At 51.4% G+C, this 20,983-nt stretch carries 20 protein-coding genes; 8 read left to right on the top strand and 12 right to left on the bottom strand.

Annotated features, from left to right (window positions below):
* Nucleotides 1-146 precede the first annotated feature (146 nt).
* The 9 genes from ABD931_RS18750 to ABD931_RS18710 all read right to left on the bottom strand — a co-directional run bounded on the left by ABD931_RS18750 (nt 147) and on the right by ABD931_RS18710 (nt 11,441).
* The gene (locus ABD931_RS18750) at nt 147-482 is read right to left on the bottom strand and encodes a hypothetical protein (RefSeq protein WP_345269419.1); all 336 of its coding nucleotides are present in this window, start codon (nt 480-482) and stop codon (nt 147-149) included.
* A 213-nt stretch (nt 483-695) separates the two neighbouring features.
* The gene (locus ABD931_RS18745) at nt 696-1,796 is read right to left on the bottom strand and encodes a lactonase family protein (protein ID WP_345269418.1); all 1,101 of its coding nucleotides are present in this window, start codon (nt 1,794-1,796) and stop codon (nt 696-698) included.
* 109 nt (nt 1,797-1,905) lie between these two features.
* The gene (locus ABD931_RS18740) at nt 1,906-2,790 is read right to left on the bottom strand and encodes an aldose 1-epimerase family protein (protein WP_345269416.1); all 885 of its coding nucleotides are present in this window, start codon (nt 2,788-2,790) and stop codon (nt 1,906-1,908) included.
* Nucleotides 2,791-2,880: 90 nt separating this feature from the next.
* Complete coding sequence (locus ABD931_RS18735) at nt 2,881-4,086, bottom strand: AGE family epimerase/isomerase (protein ID WP_345269415.1); 1,206 nt, start codon at nt 4,084-4,086, stop codon at nt 2,881-2,883.
* A gap of 32 nt (nt 4,087-4,118) precedes the next feature.
* Nucleotides 4,119-6,608, bottom strand: coding sequence for an endopeptidase La (lon, locus tag ABD931_RS18730; protein ID WP_345269414.1), 2,490 nt, complete (start codon nt 6,606-6,608; stop codon nt 4,119-4,121).
* Nucleotides 6,609-6,787: 179 nt separating this feature from the next.
* A complete protein-coding gene (locus ABD931_RS18725) occupies nt 6,788-7,300 on the bottom strand; it encodes a DUF6702 family protein (RefSeq protein WP_345269413.1) in 513 nt (170 codons plus the stop codon).
* Between the two features lie 2 nt (nt 7,301-7,302).
* The gene (gene rseP / locus ABD931_RS18720; RefSeq protein ID WP_345269412.1) at nt 7,303-8,619 is read right to left on the bottom strand and encodes an RIP metalloprotease RseP; all 1,317 of its coding nucleotides are present in this window, start codon (nt 8,617-8,619) and stop codon (nt 7,303-7,305) included.
* 154 nt (nt 8,620-8,773) lie between these two features.
* Entirely contained in the window at nt 8,774-9,940 is a 1,167-nt protein-coding gene (locus tag ABD931_RS18715; RefSeq protein WP_345269411.1) for a 1-deoxy-D-xylulose-5-phosphate reductoisomerase, read from the bottom strand.
* On the bottom strand, nt 9,933-11,441 hold the full coding sequence (locus tag ABD931_RS18710) for a GH3 auxin-responsive promoter family protein (RefSeq protein ID WP_345269410.1): 1,509 nt from the start codon (nt 11,439-11,441) through the stop codon (nt 9,933-9,935). The genes ABD931_RS18715 and ABD931_RS18710 overlap by 8 nt, the downstream gene beginning before the upstream one ends.
* 181 nt (nt 11,442-11,622) lie before the next feature.
* Between ABD931_RS18710 and ABD931_RS18705 the strand changes: the two genes are divergently transcribed.
* The 7 genes from ABD931_RS18705 to nadD all read left to right on the top strand — a co-directional run bounded on the left by ABD931_RS18705 (nt 11,623) and on the right by nadD (nt 16,614).
* The gene (locus ABD931_RS18705; protein WP_345269408.1) at nt 11,623-12,648 is read left to right on the top strand and encodes a rod shape-determining protein; all 1,026 of its coding nucleotides are present in this window, start codon (nt 11,623-11,625) and stop codon (nt 12,646-12,648) included.
* A gap of 102 nt (nt 12,649-12,750) precedes the next feature.
* The gene (gene mreC / locus ABD931_RS18700; protein ID WP_345269407.1) at nt 12,751-13,590 is read left to right on the top strand and encodes a rod shape-determining protein MreC; all 840 of its coding nucleotides are present in this window, start codon (nt 12,751-12,753) and stop codon (nt 13,588-13,590) included.
* On the top strand, nt 13,587-14,093 hold the full coding sequence (locus ABD931_RS18695) for a hypothetical protein (RefSeq protein WP_345269406.1): 507 nt from the start codon (nt 13,587-13,589) through the stop codon (nt 14,091-14,093). Before mreC ends, ABD931_RS18695 begins: the two co-directional genes overlap by 4 nt.
* Before the next feature lie 322 nt (nt 14,094-14,415).
* The gene (locus ABD931_RS18690) at nt 14,416-15,021 is read left to right on the top strand and encodes a sigma-70 family RNA polymerase sigma factor (protein ID WP_370469334.1); all 606 of its coding nucleotides are present in this window, start codon (nt 14,416-14,418) and stop codon (nt 15,019-15,021) included.
* Between the two features lie 163 nt (nt 15,022-15,184).
* On the top strand, nt 15,185-15,421 hold the full coding sequence (locus ABD931_RS18685; protein ID WP_345269404.1) for a hypothetical protein: 237 nt from the start codon (nt 15,185-15,187) through the stop codon (nt 15,419-15,421).
* 10 nt (nt 15,422-15,431) lie between these two features.
* Nucleotides 15,432-16,031 (top strand): guanylate kinase, encoded by a 600-nt coding sequence (gene gmk / locus ABD931_RS18680; RefSeq protein WP_345269403.1) that lies wholly within the window; start codon nt 15,432-15,434, stop codon nt 16,029-16,031.
* Between the two features lie 10 nt (nt 16,032-16,041).
* Entirely contained in the window at nt 16,042-16,614 is a 573-nt protein-coding gene (nadD, locus tag ABD931_RS18675; RefSeq protein ID WP_345269402.1) for a nicotinate (nicotinamide) nucleotide adenylyltransferase, read from the top strand.
* A gap of 3 nt (nt 16,615-16,617) precedes the next feature.
* On the opposite strand, the gene ABD931_RS18670 is transcribed toward nadD, so the two are convergent.
* The 3 genes from ABD931_RS18670 to cysS all read right to left on the bottom strand — a co-directional run bounded on the left by ABD931_RS18670 (nt 16,618) and on the right by cysS (nt 19,549).
* Complete coding sequence (locus ABD931_RS18670; protein ID WP_345269401.1) at nt 16,618-17,001, bottom strand: hypothetical protein; 384 nt, start codon at nt 16,999-17,001, stop codon at nt 16,618-16,620.
* Complete coding sequence (locus tag ABD931_RS18665; protein ID WP_345269400.1) at nt 16,998-17,987, bottom strand: M28 family peptidase; 990 nt, start codon at nt 17,985-17,987, stop codon at nt 16,998-17,000. The genes ABD931_RS18670 and ABD931_RS18665 overlap by 4 nt, the downstream gene beginning before the upstream one ends.
* Nucleotides 17,988-18,055: 68 nt before the next feature.
* Entirely contained in the window at nt 18,056-19,549 is a 1,494-nt protein-coding gene (cysS, locus tag ABD931_RS18660) for a cysteine--tRNA ligase (RefSeq protein ID WP_345269399.1), read from the bottom strand.
* 150 nt (nt 19,550-19,699) lie between these two features.
* Between cysS and ABD931_RS18655 the strand changes: the two genes are divergently transcribed.
* Complete coding sequence (locus tag ABD931_RS18655) at nt 19,700-20,884, top strand: GNAT family N-acetyltransferase (protein WP_345269397.1); 1,185 nt, start codon at nt 19,700-19,702, stop codon at nt 20,882-20,884.
* The last annotated feature ends 99 nt before the right edge of the window (nt 20,885-20,983 follow it).

Here is a 20,983-nt window from a genome sequence, read left to right as displayed (position 1 = left end):
GTTTTATGACAAAGGAGCGCTTGCAAGGGAGAACCCTGACTGTTTTGCTGGAATGGTAACGGAAAAGCGAGTTAAGGTTGCAGAGTAAAGAAGCAGGAAAAGGCGGAAGGCAGCTCATTATCGCTATGGGCCTTTTCCTGCTTCGGTTAATCCAGCACTTCTTCGGCCTGCGTTGCCTTTTCCAGATTCAGCAAATCCAGGATCTGATCCATCAGCTCCAGATACTGCGCTTCCGAAATACGATTCATTCGGTAATCCTGCTCGATGCGCTCCAGTTGCCGTTCCCGCGATGTCTTGATATGAATCAAGGTTTGCCGGCGAACCCAACTGACAGGCATTTGACCTTTTTGCTTCAGCAGGTAGTACCCCTTCTCCAGCAGCGACACATTCCGCTGCTTCACTTCTTCGAAGTACGATGCCGGCACGGGCGCTGTAACCAGTACCTGCTGCGTGTTCGTTTCGTTGTCTGACCGTACTGCCAACCATACGCACAGCAAAAAAAATGACAGTATAAACAGTAGTTCTAATACAAAAGCAACATTCCCTTCCATAATCATAGTGCATTCATCCATTAAACCATACCTCGTTACAACCCAGGTCCCGAGGGTGTCTTTTTGTTGTTACTGCACTATTTTAAACCAGCTATTCGGGATTTGGTTTGGTGCTTTTATTATTTTGCCTGTTTGCTATAGTAATTATTTAAGCGTCACCATCTTCAGACAAACGGGGGCAGGTACCTGTATATTGGTCCCGGTGGGTGTCAGTTTGCCGGTTTTTGCATCCAGCGAAAACAGAACCACGTTGTCGGTATCCTGGTTTGCTGCCAGGATAAATTGCCCCTTGTTATCCACCATAAAATTGCGGGGCGTCTTCCCCTGGGTATCCTGCTGACCTATTAATTGGATTTTCCCGTCGTTGCCGATACTGAAACCCGCCAGCAGATTTCGCCCCCGGATTGACATGTACAGGTAACGGCCCTGGGGATCGGTATGAATGTCGGCACCCGAATTTTTGGGGTCGAACTCATCCGTCAGGGCTTTTACCTGATCCTGCATCAGCGTCAGGGCACCAGTTTTGCTATTCCGCGAGAAGGAGGCTACCGACGAGATCATTTCCTCGACCAGATAGGCGTACCGGCCATTGGGGTGAATGGTAAAATGGCGCGGCCCCGAACCCGGTGCAACAGAAACAAACGGCGTCTGAGCTGGTTTGAGCTTGCCTTTGGCTTTGTCAACTTCGTAGATATACACCTTATCGGTACCGAGGTCGGAGACATAAATAAACCGTTGGTCGGGCGAAAGAATGGCGGAGTGGACATGCGGCTTCTCCTGCCGCGCTTTGTTGGCTCCACTCCCGGTATGCTGCACATGGTCGGTTTCGGTACCCAGCGAACCGTCGGCGGCTATAGGTAGCACGGTAATGCTGCCTCCGCTGTAGTTGGAGACAAAAGCCAGTTTGCCGGTATTGTCGATGCTGATGTGGCAGGGCGCTCCGCCATGCGACGACTGCTGATTAATGTATGTCAGCTTACCGGTAGCCGGATCAATGCGATAAGCGCTGACGGTACCGGACTTGCCCTCTCCCTGCTGATCGCCTTCGTTGACGGCGTACAGAAACCGGCCGGAGGGATGCACAGCCAGGAACGAAGGACTTTTGCCCTGGGTGATGCCCTGAAGGCGCTCCAAGGCTCCCGTCCGGCGGTCAAACGAATAGACGTATATGCCTTCGCTGCCACGGGTAGAATAGGTACCGATGTACAGGATTTCTTTGGGTTGGGCCTGAACCTGGGCAAGCATTGGGAATAAGAATAGCAGAACGAGTACTGGCTTCATGAAAATAACGAGTTAGGTAAGGGGGCTAAATGTACGGTTTTTAGGACTAAACAAACAACGGAATGGGGTGGGTTTATAAGGCATCCTGTGGACTGATGCCAACGATAAAAGCGGCTTCAAACAGATCTCCCGGCTCCACCCGCTGAATGGCTTCTTTCTCCCGGATATCAACGGGTTTGCCTTCGGTATCGGCGCAACCCAGCCAGGGTTCAAGGCACACAAACGACCCACCCGGTTTGGCCCAAATGCCCAGGTAATTGAAGGGCAGAAATGAGACCGATACAATCTGATCGTGGTTCCGGCTCCGGATGATTACCTGCCGGTTGGCCAGGTTCTTGAACACCAGCGCATCCTGATCAAACAGGTATTTGGTTAGCGGCAACCGGCGGTTTTGCAACACAATGGGTTCTGTTTCGCCGGTAAAGAACCCGTTTTTTGATAACATATGCCGCTCCAGCGGCTCGTCAATCTCAAATTCCAGGTAGTAATCTTCGTACTGTTCGTCGGGGTAAAATGGCACACTGAACGCCGGATGAGCCCCTACCGAGCAGTAAACCGGCTGCTCGTCTTCATTGATAACCCGGTAAGTAATCTTCAATAATCGATCTTCAAGATCGTATATAACCTCAAAATTAAAACGGTACGGATATACCGCCATCGTAGCCTCAGAAGCACGTAACGAGAAGCGTGCCTGGTTATCAGTTGAATCTACCAGCTCAAAATCCGAGTGCCGGGCAAAGCCATGACGCTCCATAGGGTAGCGCTGGCCAGCTACAAGAAGCTGGTTGTTGAGGCAACCACCAACTACCGGAAACAGGTTAGGCGCGTGCCATGGCCAAATGTCGGGATTGGCCTGCCAGAGGTGTTCGGTTTCGGTGGTTTTGTCATAGATGGAGGCCAGTTCGGCTCCTTTCCATTGAATATCGATACGGAGGTATTCGTTCTCGAGCGTAGTCATAGGGAAACATCTAACCGGTTGGTCCTGCAATATACAGCTTACCGGCTATGCCATCAGACTAATAGGATAGGGTTTTATTAGGCCGATGGCTTACCGATACGTCCGGGAGTAGCGCCCGGCCGGCTGCAACAGGGCACACTGCTCCAGCGTTTGCCATGCTTCGTGCATACATTTTATCTGGTGGTAGCAACCCTCGGTTGGTGTCGCTTTCAGAGGGAGCACGGGCTGACCTTTGGCATCAATTACCGGGTACCAGCCCTTCCCGGTAGGGTCGGCAAAGCCGGTGAAGGTATAGTCATGCACCCGGCTGAACCACTTCGGGCATTCAGGGTGATGGGTGTATAGATAGCCTTTAATGAACGTCGACAGGGCTTCCAGGTGAACCCAGGCCAGGCGGTGGTTCACCGTCGGCTCCGGCACAGGCTGGTCTTTCATGTCCACCCACTGCACAAAACCGCCCACAGCCGTATCCCAGGCCCACTCAGCTATTCGCAAACTCCAGGCTATGGCCTGCATCGACAGCTTACGGTTGTTGGTCAGATGCGCCAGGTCCAGCATATAACCAGCCGCCTGAAACGTCAGGCCGGGGCTCAGTTGCCGGCCCTGAGGGGTATTGCAGAACGATCCTTCCGGCAACACATACTCGCGCAGCAGGTCAGCACGGCGATCAGTAAACTCGTGCAACAGCTCGTGCAGCACCTCGCCGATGGCTTCTTTCCAGCTCTCCTCGCTCAGCAGCTCTCTGGTATCCAGCAAGGTTTTCAGCACCGCTACGGGTTCACTCAGGTGCTGCCACTGCCGAAAACCGCCAATTTCCTGCGCCCTGCCGGTACGTATGGCCTGCCGGCGTCGGAGCAGATTCTGAAGCGTTTGCTTAGCCGGCATTGCCCAATCATCATTCCCTGTGGCCGCAAACATACGGACATAGGCCTGCGCAACGGCACAATCCGGTAGCGCATCTGTAGCCGGCGCTACTGGTCGTCCGCGCCGGTCGACAATACTGTAGCAGTTAAGCTTGTGATCGTGGGCGTAGTTGGCGAGAAAGTCGGCACCGTGGCGGGCGTGTTCCAGCCAGGCGGCCTGGGCGTCGACCTGTTTGTAGAGGGTGGCAAACGCCCATGCCTGCTGCGCCTGCACGGTTATAGCTTTGTCGGCATCAACGACCTCCCCGGCATCTGTCAGCACATTGTAGAAACCACCGCAGGTTCTATCCGCACTATGCCGGAGCCAGAAAGGCACAATCGTACCCAGGAGCATCTCTTGGTAGAGGGCCGATAAGCGCTGGAACTCAAGCATGAATGGAACGGTGACAGAACGCGTTCTATTAATTAATAGGTAGCCTTTTCTACTTCACGCTCCCGCTCTTCGGGTAGGACAAAGCGCATGGGTTTGCTTACCTGTTGCGGCAAGAGGGCAATTTCCAGCACCTGATCGACAGTGTCGACATAATGAAACGAGAGATCTTTGATGTAGGTCAGGTTGATCTCCTCTACATCTTTCCGGTTTTTGCTGCACAGAATAATCTCTTTTACCCCAGCCCGGTTGGCCGCCAGAATTTTTTCCTTAATCCCCCCTACCGGCAGTACCTTACCACGCAGGGTAATCTCACCCGTCATGGCCAGAAATGGCCGTACCTTCCGCTGGGTGTAAATAGAGGCCATCGACGTCAACATGGTAATACCCGCCGACGGGCCATCTTTGGGAACCGCGCCGGCCGGCACATGCACATGCAGGTCGTAACAGTTGAAGATGCGGTAGTCAATATTTAGTTCCTCGGCGTGTGCTTTCAGGTACGACAGGGCTGTAATCGCCGACTCTTTCATCACCTCGCCTAACTGACCAGAGAGAGTCAATACCCCTTTGCCCCGGCTCAGGCTGGACTCGATCATCAGGATCTCTCCGCCTACCTGCGTCCAGGCCAGACCTGTCACCATACCGGCAATATCGTCGTCAGAATACAGGTCTTTGTCGAAAATCTCGGCACCAAGCATTTTCTGCACATCGGCCGCTTTGATCATACGCGGGTATTCTTCTTCCAGGGCAATGGCTTTGGTTACCTTCCGGACCAGGGCCCCAATCTTCTGCTCCAGATTCCGCACGCCCGATTCGCGAGTATAGCCTTCGATAATCCGCTGAATCGCTTTATCATCGATGGAAAGATCTTTAGGCTTCAATCCGTGATCTTTACGCTGCTTCGGAACCAGGTATTTTTTGGCAATCTGGATCTTCTCCTCCACGGTATAACCGGCAATGTCAATAATCTCCATCCTATCGCGCAGAGCGGGGTGAATGGTATCAAGCGAGTTGGCCGTTGCAATAAACAGCACCCGCGACAGATCATACTCGACTTCGAGGTAATTGTCGGTAAAGGTAGAATTCTGCTCCGGGTCGAGCACTTCCAGCAAGGCCGACGACGGATCGCCCCGAAAATCGGAGCTTACCTTATCAATCTCATCCAGAATAAACACCGGATTAGACGAGCCACATTTCCGGATATTCTGCACGATCTTACCCGGCATAGCGCCGATATAGGTTTTGCGGTGACCGCGAATTTCGGCTTCATCGTGAACCCCCCCGAGGGCCATCCGGCTGTATTTCCGCCCCAGGGCCTTCGCAATAGACCGACCTAACGATGTTTTACCCACACCCGGAGGACCATAAAGGCAGAGGATCGGGGCCTTCATGTCGTTCTTCATTTTCAGAACGGCCAGGTACTCGATAATCCGCTCCTTCACCTTCTCCAGCCCGAAATGGTCGGCGTCCAGGATCTTCTGCGCCCGCTTCAGATCGAAGTTATCCTTCGTATATTCATTCCACGGCAGATCAACCATCAGTTCGATATAGTTCATCGTCACCGGGTATTCCGGGGCCATGGGGTTAATACGCTGTAGTTTGGAAAGCTCTTTGTCGAAATGCGACCGCGTCTCAGCCGACCACCGCTTACGGTCGGCCCGAATCCGGATTTCTTCCAGATCCCGGTCGGGGCTGTCCATGCCCAGTTCGTCCTGGAGCACCTTGATCTGCTGACGAAGGAAGTAATCCCGCTGCTGCTGGTCAATGTCGGAGCTGGCTTTAGTCTGAATCTCCCGTTTCAGTTCCAGCAGTTGTACCTCCCGGAGCATATACTCCAGGAGCAGGGTGGCCTGCTGAGCCCCGTCGGGCATTTCCAGCAGCCGCTGCTTGTCCTGCACCTCAGCGTTGATGTTAGACGACAGGAAGTGCAGTAAAAACATAGGGCTCTCGATATTGTCGAGCGCGATACGAGCCTCCTGCGGGATTTCCGGGTTCAGCCGGAGGATTTTATACGCGGCCTCCTTTACCGATTGCAGCAGGGCTTTCCCTTCCTTTTTATTCGCGCCGGGAAAATTGTCATCGATTTGTTTAACAGATGCCGCCAGATACGGATCTTCCTGGGTAATCTGCTGAATTTCAAAGCGCTTTTTGCCCTGGATAATGATGGTAATATTGCCATCGGGCAGCGTGATCATTTTGATGATGTACGCCACAGTACCCAGGCGATACAGATCGTCGGTACCCGGCTCATCCTTCTGCTGATTCAATTGCGCCACCACTCCGATGATCCGATTGCCTTTGTAAGCCTTTTTCACCAGCCGGATGGACTTCTGACGGCCAACCGTGACCGGAATGACCATGCCCGGAAATAAAACGGTATTACGTACCGGCAGAATGGGCAGATCGGCCGGCAATTCATAATCATCATCTATATCTTCCGGAGCGCCCAGACGCACATCCACCAGGTCGTCCAGATCAGTGTCAGTCAAAAGGAGTCGAGTAGCTAATTCGTTGGTTAACTTCATATGGGTACCTGCCAAAACGGCAGCTTTCTGCAAAATGTCTCGGTCAAAAAAGGCGTTAGGTAAGGAAGCGTATATAGAGCAAGCACTGTGCCGATACTTGCTTTACATAAACCAATTCCAGGCAGCGTTGTCTCCTGCAAAGTAAATAATTGGCTGTGCTTTCTAAAACAATTTTATTATTAGAGGGCAATTTCCTGCATCGGTTGATTCTTCCGGAACATCAGCGTCTTTTTCTGGCCCTGGTACTGTAAATTCAGCAGGTTTACCTGATCGCCAAACAGCTCCATTAAAACATCATACTGAATGGTGCCGCCTTTAAAGGGCTCAGGATAAAGCATCTCCAGATACACCCAGTTGGCATCACCCTCGGGCTCATGCCCGAGGTATTGAAACGGCTTCCGCTGCTTTTGGGGCGTGACTACGGCAAAGTGCTTCCGGATGTATTTCTCAACCAGCAGGTCGTTATTGTCATTGGGGGTCAGGCGGACCTTTTGCCCATTGTTTTCCTGGGTGAGGGCTGTTTCAAAATCATCGGTAAAGATGCGGATACTGATCTCAAAGGTCTTATCCTTTGCATTATACTGCATCTGGGTCAGACTTGTATGAAAGTCATGAAGCAAAAGCGGCCGGCTGCCACTCAGGAAGCCAGCCAGCAATACGACCAATAAGGTGAGGTTTCTTTGTCGCTTCAACGTCAGAATACGGCTTTAAACACATCATTGAATATAGCAAACGCCATCAGACCCAGCAGGATCACCATACCTACCCGCTGCGCGGCCTCCAGGAAGCGGTCAGACGGCTTTCGGCCGGAAACAATTTCGTACAGCAACAGCACCGAGTGGCCACCGTCCAGGGCCGGAATCGGCAGGGCGTTCATAAAGGCCAGGGCCATAGACAGCAGACCGGTCACAAACCAGAACCGCTCCCAAACCCAAACCCCGCCAAACAAGTTCTGTGCAATACCAATAGGGCCGCTGAGGGCTTTGGAGGCCGACACATCGCCCCGGAAAATCTTGCCGAAGCCTTTGACGTTATCGTATACGACCTGAAACGCCCGCTGGGTTCCCACCACTACGGCTTCGCCAAAGGTGTACTCCTGCGTGGTGTACTTCAGCAGAAATTCGGGATAAAAGCCAATGGTACCTTCTGGCGTCACCGCCAGATTCAGCGTTATCGGATTCCCGTTCCGCTCTACGCCCAGAATGATGGGTTTACCTTTCAGCGGCTTAACAGCGTCCTGAAACTCATGGTAGTACCGGATTGGGCGACCGTTCAGACTGGTAATCACATCGCCTTTCTGCAAACCAGCCCGGGCCGCAGGCTGGTCAGACACCAGTTCCCCTACCTTAAACGGCTGTATCGGTTCAATAAACTGGCCAACGCTCTTCTTATCAGAGAGTTTTTCAATGAAGTTGTTAGGAATATACACATCAACCAATTGCCCATTCCGCTCAACGGTGTAATAGCTGTTGTTGCCCAGAAATACATCTGAGCTTCGGATAGCATTGAAATCCTGGAAGGGTTTTCCGTTGATTTTTACAATTTTATCGCCGGTCTGTAAGCCAATCTCACGGGCCAGGTCATAAGCAACAATGCCGTATTTGGCATCCTCGGCGGCCAGGTAGGTGTTGCCGTTTTTGTAGGTCAGCGCCACAAAAACAATGATACCAGTGATGATATTGACAATGATACCACCCAGCATGACAATAAGCCGCTGCCAGGCCGGTTTGGCACGGAACTCCCAGGACTTTGGGGGGGCTTTCATCTGTTCGGTATCGAGTGATTCATCGATCATACCAGAGATTTTGACAAAGCCGCCCAGGGGTACCGCCCCTATGCCGTATTCTGTTTCGCCCCGTTTAATGCTGAATACTTTTGGCGGGAATCCGATGAAATACTGCTCAACCCGCATACCAAACATTTTGGCGGCCAGTAAGTGCCCCAGTTCATGCAGTCCCACCAGGATGGAGAGCCCCAGAATGAGCTGTCCCGCCATTATTAAAATTTCCATTCGGTCTAGTACTATAAACGATAAAGAGTTAACAACTTAAGGTGATCGGCGATTCCGTAACCACATAAAGATCAGTGTAATAACAATCCCGGCTATGGCTCCCCAGATCAGTGCATCCATGATTTGTTTGCTCGATTCAAACCACCTCTACCACTTAAACAAAACTTTTAACTTTTTCCTTCGCAACCCGCCGGGTTTCTTTGTCGGTCTCCACGTAATCTTCGTAACCGGGGCGACCAATGTACACGATTTTCTGCGTACATTCTTCAATTATGTCGGAGATTTCCAGAAAACCGATGGTGTCGTGCAGAAAGGCATCAACGGCTATTTCGTTGGCCGCGTTGATGATGCAGGGCATATTACCGCCCTTGGCCAGGGCATCGTAGGCCAGTTGCAGGTTCCGAAAGGTCTGAAGATCTGGCTGTTCAAAGGTCAGTTTTGGGTAATCAATAAAATTGAAACGTGGAAAATCGGACTTTAGTCTACTTGGGTAACCCAGGGCAAACTGAATCGGCAGCCGCATATCAGGTAAGCCCATCTGTGCTTTGATGCTGCCGTCCTCAAACTGCACCATCGAGTGAATGATACTCTGCGGGTGTACCACCACCTCAATCTGAGCCGGTTCCAGCCCAAACAGCCATTTGGCTTCAATCACCTCCAGCCCCTTGTTCATCAGCGTGGCCGAGTCGATGGTAATCTTGGCTCCCATGCTCCAGTTCGGGTGCTTCAGCGCCTGTGCTTTGGTTACGGTCTGCAAAAACTCCCGCGTCTGTCCCCGGAACGGCCCGCCCGAAGCGGTCAGAATAATCTTCTCAATCGGATTATGAAACTCGCCTACCAGACATTGAAAAATAGCAGAGTGCTCCGAATCGACGGGGTAAATATTAACCCCTTTCTCCTGCGCCAGCCGGGTAATCAGTTCACCAGCCACTACGAGCGTTTCTTTGTTGGCCAGCGCAATATGCTTACCGGCCTCAATCGCCTTAATAGTCGGCAAAAGACCGGCATAGCCCACCATAGCCGTCAGGACCATATCAACACTGTCCATCTGCACCACCGAGGCTACGGCTTTAATACCCGCGTAGACTTTAATACCAAGCGGGTCGAGGGCGGCAAATACCCGGTCGTACAGGTCTTCGTTGCAGATCACCACCACGTTCGGCCTAACATCGCCGGCCTGTTCAATGAGCAGGTCGGCGTTGCTGTTGGCGGTCAGCACCTCCACCTCAAACTCGTCGGGATGCGCTTTGATAACATCGATGGCCTGGGTGCCGATGGAGCCGGTGGAGCCGAGAATGGCAATATGGCGTTTCTTACTCATGTGATTGCTTAGCTATAGCCAGTAGGCCTTCGGCTATCTTTCGGTCATTCGACAGGCGCGGGACCTTGTTCTGCCCACCCAGCTTACCCAGCGATTTCATGTAGTTCCGGAAGGTATCACGCGGCAGCGCCGTCAGCTTAAGTTGTTGAAGAATATTGCCCGATATCAGATCGTCGTAATACACGTTCAGTTCGGTTAGGCGCGAATCGAGGTCACGAACAAACGCGGCCGGGTCGTGCGGAGGGGCGGCAAATTCAATCAGCCACTCATGATGCGGTAATCCTTCGGCAGGAGCCACCATGGGGGCAACCGTAAACTCCACGACCTCCGTCTCCGGATGATGCGCCATCGCGTACTGTAAGGCTTTCTCCACTTCTTCGCCAATGACGTGCTCGCCGAAGGCTGAGATAAAATGCTTGATCCGGCCGGTCACCACCAGCCGGTACGGCTCACGGGACACAAACTTCACGGTATCACCGATGGAATACCCCCACAGGCCTGCATTGTTGTTGATGATAACGGCATAGTTTTTCCCCAACTCCACCTCACCAATCGTCAGTCGGCGCGGGTTTTCCTCGAAAAACTCCTCGGCCGGGATAAACTCGAAAAAAATACCGCTGTCGAGCAGCAGCAGCAGTCCCTCTTCGGTCTGAGTATCCTGGTAGGCTATAAAACCTTCAGAAGCCGGATAGGTTTCAATGGAATCTACCCTTTTGCCGATAGTTTCGAATAATTTAGCCCTGTACGGCTCAAAATTGACGCCCCCGTACACAAACAGGGAAAAATGCGGGAACACATCCTTGATTTTCTTACCGGTACGCTCCTGAATCCGGTCGAAGTACATCTGCACCCAGGGCGGGATGCCGGAAATCAGCGACATGGGCTGATGGATGGTCTCGTCGATGATCCGGTCCAGTTTAGTCTCCCAGTCGTCGATCACGTTGGTCTCGTACGTCGGCAGTTGATTGGTGCGCAGGTAAGCCGGCACGTGGTGGTTGACAATGCCCGACAACCGGCCGGTATTGATCCCCCCCTTCTGATCCAGCTCCGGGCTCCCCGACAGAAAGATCAGCTTCTTGTCCAGAAAGGCGCCGTTACCTGTCTCGTAAATGTAATTCAGCAGCGCGTCGCGGGCTGAGTTGATATGGTTCGGGATGGAATCTCTCGTGATCGGGATGTATTTGGTACCGGAAGTAGTACCCGAGGTCTTGGCTAAATACAAGGGTTTGCCCGGCCACAGGATATCAGGCTCTCCGGCCACTACTTTTTCTATATACGGTTTCAGGTCTTCATAATCCCGCACCGGCACCGCCTGCCGGAAATCGGCTACGGTCTGAATATCCCGGAACCGGTGGTCGGCACCAAACTGTGTATTGCGGGCCTGACCGACCAGGTGCTGAAACCAGCGTTGCTGCGCTTCGGCGGGCCGGTACATCCACTCCTGCTGCCGCTGAACTACCCATCGCGCCAGCGGCCGGCTTAAAACCGAACGTATTCCCATAGTCTTGCAAAGGTAACGCTTTTAGGCGTTACCCAGGGCTTAGATATGACAAACCAACTGACTATCATCTTAAAAAAGTGTTAAATCACGCAAGAGAACAGCGTTGTTTATCTCTAATAATCCATATTTTTGCATCCTATTAGAAAGATAGACATTAATCGTTCTTTTGCACACGCCTAGAATGGGACTTTTCAATTTTTTAACGAGCGACATTGCGATTGACCTGGGTACCGCCAATACCCTGATCATTCACAAGGACCGGATTGTGGTGGATGAGCCTTCGATCATCGCGATGGACAAAACCAGCGGCAAAGTGCTGGCTATTGGTCACAAAGCGATGCAAATGCATGAAAAAACCAACGAAAATATTAAAACAATACGGCCGCTCAAAGATGGTGTTATTGCCGACTTTACCGCTGCCGAATTAATGATTCGTGGCCTGATCAAAATGATCGATACAGGCAGCCGGCTGTTCTCTCCGTCACACCGGATGGTTATTTGCATTCCCTCAGGCATTACAGAAGTAGAAAAGCGGGCCGTAAAGGATTCTGCTGAACACGCTGGGGCAAAAGAGGTTTATATGGTACACGAGCCAATTGCAGCCGCCATTGGTATTGGTATCGATATTACGCAACCTAATGGTACAATGATTGTCGATATCGGCGGGGGTACTACCGAGATCGCGGTTATTGCGCTGTCGGGTATTGTTTGTGAGCAGTCGATCCGCATTGCCGGTGATGTTTTCACCCGCGACATTGTGGATTATATGCGCCGGGAGCACAACCTGCTCATCGGTGAGCGCTCGGCCGAGCAGATCAAAATGGAAGTCGGTTCGGCCCTGCCGGAGCTTGATAATCCGCCGGCTGATTACGAAATTCGCGGTCGTGACCTCATGACCGGTATACCGAAAGAAATTAAGGTGACCTACAGCGAAATTGCGTATTCGCTGGACAAGTCGATTTCCAAAATTGAAGAAGCGGTAATGAAGGCGCTGGAGATTTCACCGCCGGAATTATCAGCCGATATTTACACCAATGGTATTCACCTAACAGGTGGCGGTGCGTTGCTGCACGGCCTCGATAAGCGGCTGGCGGCTAAAACCAAGCTGCCGATCCACGTGGCCGACGACCCGCTCAAAGCTGTGGTGAAAGGAACTGGTGAGGTAATCAAGAACCTGGACATGTACAAGTCCGTTCTGATTAGCTAAGCAGAGTATTAATCCTAAAATGAACCAAGCCGGATAGGTTTGGGCCTTTGGCTCAAACCTATCTCCGTTTAACAACACATACCAACCTCCGTTCCGCTGTGCATGGAAGAACTCTTTGCGTTTATTGCCCGTAGCCGCAATTTTATCCTGTTTGTATTGCTGGAAGTAGTCTGTTTTTATTTTATTATCAATACCAACAACTACTGGAGTGCCAGCTTTTTCAACACCTCCAATCGCTACGCGGCCCAAATGCTGGCCTGGTCCAATGCAGCCCGCAACTATATGCGGCTCAAGCAGGTCAATGCCGATCTGGCCGACGAGAATATGCGACTCCATGCCGAGCTGACGGAGTTACAGCAGAAACAACCCATTGCCCCGGCCACTTACCGAGCCGATACCGTTTTTGCCAAGCGATTTAAGTATACCGTCGCCAAGGTGATTAACAACACCACCCAGCTGGCCAACAACTACCTGACTATTGACAAAGGCACGGCGGAGGGTATTAAACCGGGTATGGCGGTGATTTCACCGTCGGGCATTGTCGGGAAGATTCGCTACTGCAACGAACATTTCTCGGTAGCCACGTCTATCCTGCATTCCGAGTTCCGGGTGTCGGCCAGACTGGTAAAGGGAAATGACATTGGTACCGCCCGCTGGGATGGCGTTCTGCCCGACCGGATGAAGCTATACGATATTTCGCGGTATAAACCGGTGAGTAAAGGCGATTCGGTGGTAACCTCGGATTATAACTCCGTGTTTCCGCCAGGAATCCTGATTGGCCGGGTGCGGAGCGTGGGCGTTCAGCCAAATCAGACATTTCATGATATAGATATCGATCTGGCGACTAATTTTGGCAATCTTTCCTTTGTGTATGTCGTTGAGAACAGTTTAATCAGGCAGCAGGACCAGTTACAGAAATTAGTTGACGCTGAACAAAAATGACCATTCGCGAAATCATTAACATCCTTTTTCTTTTTATTTTATACCTGGCGCTGCAAATTCTGATTGTCCGTAATCTGGTCTTGTTCGATTTTGCCTTCAGTTTTATCTACATTGCCTGCATTCTGCTGCTGCCGATTGAAATCAGCACCACAGCTCTGCTGCTGATCGGTTTCGCCACAGGGATAATCATTGATACATTTTATAATACGCTGGGAATGCACGCAGCCGCTACCGTGCTGATGGCTTATTTACGTCCGGCAGTAGTCAGAATTCAACTGGCGCAGCGCGTGCAGGAGTCCCGGCTGATATTGTCGTTACAAGGGCTGGGGAGTGCCGCCTTTTTCCGTTATGTGTTTGTGCTTGCTTTGATTCACCACGCAGCCCTGTTCTTTATTGAAGCGAGCAGTGTAACGTTGTTTTTTCCAACCTTGCTGCGTACGGTAGCCAGTAGTTTGTTTTCGACCATCTGCATTGTGCTGATTCAGTTCTTTACCAGAAATTAGCCTTCCAGGCCGACTTATTACCACATATCCAGTTTTCCTTGTACGCTGACAACTTGTCGTATTTCTTGCGGCTCAATGGATAAAGGGGCAATCGGATTGATTTTTGCAACAAGGATAAAACATTGCGGTTCGTTTTTGCTTTATCCATTGAATAAGGTTTTTAAAATTCCGGCAGGTTGGCAATCCTGCCCTAATAAGCAGGTAATGAGCTTGTAAACCCCTTTTTGAATGAAACATTAGTACGCGTTTTAAGGTCGAAGCCGCCGAAGCCCCCCGGCTTGCCTGACAAACATTTATTACATTTTATAATTTTATGACGACGATGCCCGAACTTATGGCAGATACGCAACTTCAAGGGTATACAGAAGAACAAAAGCACCAGGTCTTCAACAAAGAGTTTATGCCCCATATAGACTCTATGTACAACTTTGCCTTCCGGCTGACGATGGACGAAGATGACGCCAACGACCTGGTGCAGGATACGTATTTAAAAGCGTTTCGCTTTATCTCTTCGTTTGAGCAGGGAACTAACGCCAAAGCGTGGTTGTTCCGGATTCTGAAAAACAGCTTCATCAACGATTACCGGAAAAAAAGTAAGGAGCCGGCAAAGGTTGACTACCAAGATGTAGAAACAACCTATAATTCCGATGAAGCGTCTGAAACCGAACATACGACGGACCTCCGCGTAGATACGGTGCAGGACATGATCGGCGACGAAGTAGCCAGTGCGCTCAACTCGCTGCCGGTCGATTTCCGGACGGTTATTATCCTCTGCGATATCGAAGGGTTCACATACGAGGAAATGGCTAAGATTCTCGACATTCCAATTGGTACGGTACGTTCTCGTCTGCACCGTGCCCGGAACCTGTTGAAAGACAAACTCAGAGATTATGCTGCATCAATGGGTTACAATAAAAATGATGAGTAGCCGGAAACTTTTTACCGGACAGATTCGGTTCTAAAGACAAGAAATATAATGTTGTAAATTTTTTGGAATTAATTTAACTTTTCCAATGTCAGGTTCATTGCGTTCATCAGCTTCGGTAAGTATGGAAGGTATGTCTGAAGAAGTTCATTCGGGGACAGTTCCCATGAAAGACACTTGTGAGCATCAGGCGGAGTGTCTGAAGAAAATTCAGGCAATTCTGGATGGAGGGGCAACCGAGGAAGAAAAAGAACACTTCAAACTGAATATGGATATTTGCCGACCATGTATTGAAATGTACAAACTGGAGAAATGCATTAAAGAGGCCCTCCAGGGTAAGATTGAGAAGAAGTGCTGCCCCGAGAAGGTGGCAACGGCAATCCGGTCTCAAATCGTTAGTTAAATTCGCGGCATTGGAAGGTAAACTCATTATTTTTTCGGCACCCTCAGGTTCGGGCAAAACCACCATCGTCAAGCACCTCTTAGCCACCAATCCGAACTTCGGCTTCTCTATCTCCGCCTGCACGCGCGACCGTCGGGGTCGCAGCGAACAAAACGGCAAAGACTACTACTTTTTAACTCCCGAAGAATTTAAGCAGAAGATTGATAACGACGAATTTGTCGAGTGGGAAGAAGTATATACTGGCGCGTTCTATGGTACGTTGAAAGCAGAAATTCAGCGGTTGTGGGACGAAGGAAAGCACGTGCTGTTTGACGTAGATGTACAGGGAGGGTTGAAACTGAAACACTACTACGGCGACCGCGCACTAGCCGTGTTTGTTAGAGTACCCGACGAAGAAACGCTGAAGGCTCGCCTGTTGACACGCGGTACCGAAACCGAAGATAGCCTATCAAAGCGCCTGTTTAAGGTTCATTTCGAAATGAGCTTTCAGGACCAGTTTGATGTTATTCTGGTGAATGATAACCTGGAAGATGCTTTGAAAAAAGCGCAGAAACTGGCCGACGACTTCATCCACGAATCGAAAGTACCACCCAAAGCGGTAGTGATTTAGCAGATGCGGCATGAAGATTGGCTTATTCTTTGGCTCATTTAACCCCATTCACATTGGGCACCTAATCATTGCCAACACCATGGCGACCGCCACAGACCTGGAGCAGGTCTGGTTTGTGGTCTCTCCCCAAAATCCCTTTAAGAAAAACAAAAGCCTCCTGCACGAGTTTGACCGCTACGAAATGGTCGAACGCGCTATTGCGGACAATAGCCGGCTCAAAGTGACGGACATTGAGTTCTCGATGACCCGGCCGAGCTACACCATCGACACGCTGGCGCGGCTTCAGGAGAAATACCTGCAGCACCAGTTTACGCTCATTATGGGCGAAGATAACCTGGAGCAGTTTGAAAACTGGAAGAACTACGACAAAATTCTGGAGTACTTCGGCCTGTACGTCTACCCGCGCCCCCGGGCCGTTGAAAGCCCCTATAAACAGCATACCAGCGTCCGGTTGGTAGAGGCTCCCCTACTGGATATTTCGGCGACGTACATCCGCGACTGCATTCGGCAGAACCGCTCCATCCGGTATATGGTGCCAGAGGTCGTGGAAGAGATGATTCTGCGAAAGAAGTTTTACGTGTAGATTTTACGGCAGCCCGTTCTGAAAAGTCACTTCGGTGGCCACACCAACGGCGCTCATGCGGATCGCTACCGAGGGAGCGGCTGATTTAGCTTTAGTGTCGTCGCAATGAGGCCCTTTCTCCAGGAAATAGATATAGAACTTCTGCCCCCGGTCAGCAATCTGGTTAATATCGGGCCGGCCAAGCAGTTGGCCGATTTCGTTACTTGACCGGCCTTTCAGGTCCTGCTGAACAGCTTTCAGGTCCGGAACCAGCGTAGACCGGAGGCCGTTGCAGCCACCCCGGTCCTGCCGCCACTTCACTAAATCGAGCCTGCCCAGTTTATCCGGAGCCTCGCTACAACCACCCAGTATGGCTACTATGCCGCAGTAGAGAAGAGCCTTTTTCATTCTTCGTTATACAGGACTTGTAATAACGTTTGCCCCACCGCCTTCAGCGTACTGCGGTCGATGTTGCGCATGTCATCTTCAACGGTATGCCAGTCTTCAAAGAAGGTGCGGTCACCACCGGTATTCAAGTGAATGATGTCAATCATCGGAATTTTGGCGATGGTGTTTACCGGCACGTGGTCGTCGGTCAGCGTGGCTCCTAACTGGTCCACAAAGTACTGGCTGTAGCCCAACTGGCTGGCAATCTGCCATATATTGTTCACCACGGTTGGGGCATACTGCATAGAAGTACCTTCTTTCAGGAACGTAGCCCCCTTGGCTCCCACCATATCCAGCAGAAGGCCGTAATAAGCCGAATAGCCGGGCTTATGCAGGTTGGCCGCCCAATGTTTGGAACCCAGCAGAAATCCACCGTATTCATCGCTCGCTTTTTCGGAATTACCCCAATCCTCGGCATCAAAAAAGATAATATCGACGCCCACAGCAGGTTTGTTCTGGCTCTGCTGCAACGTACGGGCCAATTCCAGCAGCACCCCTACTCCACTGGCACCGTCGTTGGCACCCGGCACGGGTTTATTCTGTGTCCCCTGGCCTTCGTCTGCTGTTGGCCGGGAATCCCAGTGCGATGCCAGCAGGATTCGCTTCGCGGCCTGGGGGTTAAAGCTGCCGATAATGTTGCGGGCGTTCAGCTTTTTACCATCGTAGGTGGTGGCGGTAAACGGCTGCTCGGTCACCTGCCAGCCATACTCTTTGAGTTTTGCCACCAGATAATCGCCGGCGCGCTGGTGCGCTGGGGTATTGGGCACCCGTGGCCCAAAGGCTACCTGTCTTTCGATATAGCTGTAGGCTGAATCGGCGTTGAAAACGGGTGCCGGAGCCAGCTTTATCTGCTCGGCTTTGGTCTCACTTGGGGTTTGCCGGCTTTTGCAGGATCCCAGGGCCAGCACCGTTGCCAGCAGGTAGATCAGTGTGGTTTTATTAAACATGTTAATGCGTTTCCTGAAGAAGATAATAGGAACAAAGTGTCTCGCCGGCAAGGATGCCGGCGGGGACATTATTCTTCGTAAGCCCAGTCGATGCGGTGCTTCATGTCTTTGATAACCAGCCCCTGCGCTTTGAAGTAGGAACGTATCTGGTCGACCTTATCGTATTGTTTCTGCACCTTGTATTCCTTGTAAAGATCAAGCATACCGTCGATCAGGGCGTCACCGTTTTCATTACGTTCTTCGTGCAGGCCCAGCACGTCTTCGGTAAAGCCGACAAAGGTATCCCGCAGCAGGTTAAAGGCCTCCTGCCCCACCGCCGAGGGCTGAAGCTGGTTCATATATAGCTGATTAATTTTCTTCAGCAGGTTGAACAGGTGCGCAATGGTGATAGCCGTATTCAGATCATCGTTCATCGCATCGAAGCAGCCCTGCCGCAGTTTCTGGATCTCGGCCAGATGGGTTTCGTCCGGCACCGAGCCTTCTTCTACTATAAACGCCATGCTCTTCACAATCCGGAGGCCATTCGCCAGCCGCTTATAGCCTTTTTGGGCTGCCTTCAAGGCTTCGTTTGAGAAATCCAGCGTACTCCGGTAGTGCGACTGTAGCATAAAGAAGCGCACCGTCATGGGCGAGTACGCCTGTTCCAGTAAGGGGTGGTTACCCGTAAACAGTTCGGTAGGCAGAAACGAGTTGCCGAGCGATTTGCTCATCTTCTGCCCGTTTACCGTCAGCATGTTGGAGTGCATCCAGTACCGGACTGGGTCTTTGCCGGTCAGAGCGTTGCCCTGCGCAATTTCACATTCGTGGTGCGGGAACTTCAGGTCCATGCCACCACCGTGAATATCAAACTGGCTACCAAGGTATTTGGTACTCATACAGGTACACTCCAGGTGCCAGCCGGGAAATCCATCACCCCAGGGCGATGGCCACCGCATGATATGCTCGGGCGAGGCATTTTTCCAGATAGCAAAATCCAGCGGATTGCGCTTTTCCGATTGGCCGTCCAACTCGCGGGTTTCATTAAGCAGGTCATCCAGAATGCGGCCGGAGAGTTTGCCGTAGTTTCCGCCCTCCCGGTTATAGGTATTGATGTCGAAGTACACCGAGCCATTGGACTCATACGCCAGCCCCTGGGCAATCAGCTTTTTTACGGCCTCAATCTGCTCCACCATATGGCCGGTGGCGGTTGGCTCCACGCTCGGCGGCAGAATATTGAAGATTTCCATGATCTGATGGAAATCGTTGGTATAGCGCTGCACAATCTCCATCGGCTCCAGCTTTTCCAGCTTGGCCATCCGCCCGATTTTATCTTCGCCTTCGTCGCTGTCGCCCACCAGGTGCCCCACGTCCGTAATGTTACGCACATAGCGGACTTTGTATCCGACATATGTCAGGTAGCGGAACAGGGTATCGAAGGTAAGAAAGGTACGAACATTGCCCAGGTGAACGTAATTGTAAACGGTGGGTCCGCACACATAGAGACCTACATAGGGCGGGTTAATCGGCTCAAACGGCTCTTTCCGCCGGGTAAGCGTATTGTATAACTTAACAGGTTGTGACATTCGATGCTGCAATGAAAATCAGGGCCGGTACACCGTAGCCGACAGGCATTTCCGGCGGGTACAAATCTACGGAATGTTGACCGTAAATCGACAAGTCGGCCCCTTTTCACTATATTTGCCGCTTTGATTGTCAAGCCACCCCCGTTTGCTATGCAGCTTGTAGAAGTGGGTACAAACCCGGCTTATCGGAAAGAGTTTATTAAGCTTCCGGTCCGGCTGTACAAAAATGATCCGTGCTGGATACGGCCCCTGGATGCCGATATTGAAGGTATTTTTGATCCGCAGAAAAACAAGTTCTTCCGAAACGGTGATTGCATCCGCTGGCTGCTGCTGGACAATGCCGGGAAGACTATTGGCCGGGTAGCCGCGTTTGTCAACAACGAAACGGCAAACCTCAACAACGATCAGCCGACGGGCGGCATGGGCTTTTTCGAGTGCATCGACGATCAGACGGCGGCTTTCTGCCTGTTCGATGCCTGCAAGGAATGGCTGGTGAGCAAAGGTATGGAGGCTATGGATGGCCCGATCAACTTTGGGGAGCGTGACCGCTGGTGGGGGCTGCTGGTCGAAGGATTCGATAAGGAGCCGAACTACGGAATGCCCTACACCAAGCCCTATTATGTTCCGTTCTTCGAGCAGTATGGGTTTAAAGAATACTTCGCGCAGCTCACGTTTTATCTGCCCATGCCCGAAGATAAAGTCCGGCAGATGATTCACCCCTCGGTATTTGAGCGGGCGCAGCGGATTCTGAATTCACCGGATTACGAGTTCAGGCATATCGAAAAGGCAAAGCTGGAGAAATACGCCGAAGACTTCCGGACTGTCTACAACAAAGCCTGGGCAAAACACCTGGGAGTGGGAGATATGACCGTGGAGAAATCCCGTGCGATCATGAACCGGATGAAGCCGATCCTGGAGGAGGAACTCGTCTGGTTCGGCTACAGCAACGGCGAGCCGATTGCCTTTTTTATTATGCTGCCGGAACTGAACCAGATTTTCAAGCACGTCAACGGCAGGATGAATTTGCTGGGCAAGCTGATTTTTCTGTACTACAAGCTCAGAAAGATCAATGAGAAAGCTTTCGGCCTGGTGTTCGGGGTAGTACCGGAATATCAGGGGCGGGGTATTGAGTCGGCCATTGCCATTGCCTATTCAAAGATTTGCTGGACAAAAGATTACCAGTATAAACACCTGGAATTAAACTGGATCGGCGATTTCAACGTCAAGATGGTTCGGGTCTCCAAGATGTTCGGGGGTGTGGTCAACAAAAAGCACATCACCTACCGCTACCTCTTCGACCGGACAAAGGAGTTCAAACGCCACCCGATTATATAATATATCGTTTGAGGTTTGACGTTTAAGGGTTGAGCGGGGCCGCCCGGCGGTTAACAGATATGCTCAGGCTTTAGACGTTAAACGTCAAACGTTAAACCC

The sequence above is a fragment of the Nibrella viscosa genome (assembly GCF_039541875.1).
Taxonomy (GTDB): domain Bacteria; phylum Bacteroidota; class Bacteroidia; order Cytophagales; family Spirosomataceae; genus Nibrella; species Nibrella viscosa.
This window is presented reverse-complemented; position numbering and strand designations above follow the sequence as displayed.

Coding starts and splice junctions, on each gene's coding strand:
- ABD931_RS18745 (WP_345269418.1), bottom strand. CDS start 1,796: ATGCTTGCCCAGGTTCAGGCCCAACCCAAAGAAATCCTGTACATCGGT.
- ABD931_RS18740 (WP_345269416.1), bottom strand. CDS start 2,790: ATGACTACGCTCGAGAACGAATACCTCCGTATCGATATTCAATGGAAA.
- ABD931_RS18735 (WP_345269415.1), bottom strand. CDS start 4,086: ATGCTTGAGTTCCAGCGCTTATCGGCCCTCTACCAAGAGATGCTCCTG.
- lon (WP_345269414.1), bottom strand. CDS start 6,608: ATGAAGTTAACCAACGAATTAGCTACTCGACTCCTTTTGACTGACACT.
- rseP (WP_345269412.1), bottom strand. CDS start 8,619: ATGGAAATTTTAATAATGGCGGGACAGCTCATTCTGGGGCTCTCCATC.
- ABD931_RS18715 (WP_345269411.1), bottom strand. CDS start 9,940: ATGAGTAAGAAACGCCATATTGCCATTCTCGGCTCCACCGGCTCCATC.
- ABD931_RS18710 (WP_345269410.1), bottom strand. CDS start 11,441: ATGGGAATACGTTCGGTTTTAAGCCGGCCGCTGGCGCGATGGGTAGTT.
- ABD931_RS18705 (WP_345269408.1), top strand. CDS start 11,623: ATGGGACTTTTCAATTTTTTAACGAGCGACATTGCGATTGACCTGGGT.
- mreC (WP_345269407.1), top strand. CDS start 12,751: ATGGAAGAACTCTTTGCGTTTATTGCCCGTAGCCGCAATTTTATCCTG.
- ABD931_RS18695 (WP_345269406.1), top strand. CDS start 13,587: ATGACCATTCGCGAAATCATTAACATCCTTTTTCTTTTTATTTTATAC.
- ABD931_RS18690 (WP_370469334.1), top strand. CDS start 14,416: ATGCCCGAACTTATGGCAGATACGCAACTTCAAGGGTATACAGAAGAA.
- ABD931_RS18685 (WP_345269404.1), top strand. CDS start 15,185: ATGAAAGACACTTGTGAGCATCAGGCGGAGTGTCTGAAGAAAATTCAG.
- nadD (WP_345269402.1), top strand. CDS start 16,042: ATGAAGATTGGCTTATTCTTTGGCTCATTTAACCCCATTCACATTGGG.
- ABD931_RS18670 (WP_345269401.1), bottom strand. CDS start 17,001: ATGAAAAAGGCTCTTCTCTACTGCGGCATAGTAGCCATACTGGGTGGT.
- ABD931_RS18665 (WP_345269400.1), bottom strand. CDS start 17,987: ATGTTTAATAAAACCACACTGATCTACCTGCTGGCAACGGTGCTGGCC.
- cysS (WP_345269399.1), bottom strand. CDS start 19,549: ATGTCACAACCTGTTAAGTTATACAATACGCTTACCCGGCGGAAAGAG.
- ABD931_RS18655 (WP_345269397.1), top strand. CDS start 19,700: ATGCAGCTTGTAGAAGTGGGTACAAACCCGGCTTATCGGAAAGAGTTT.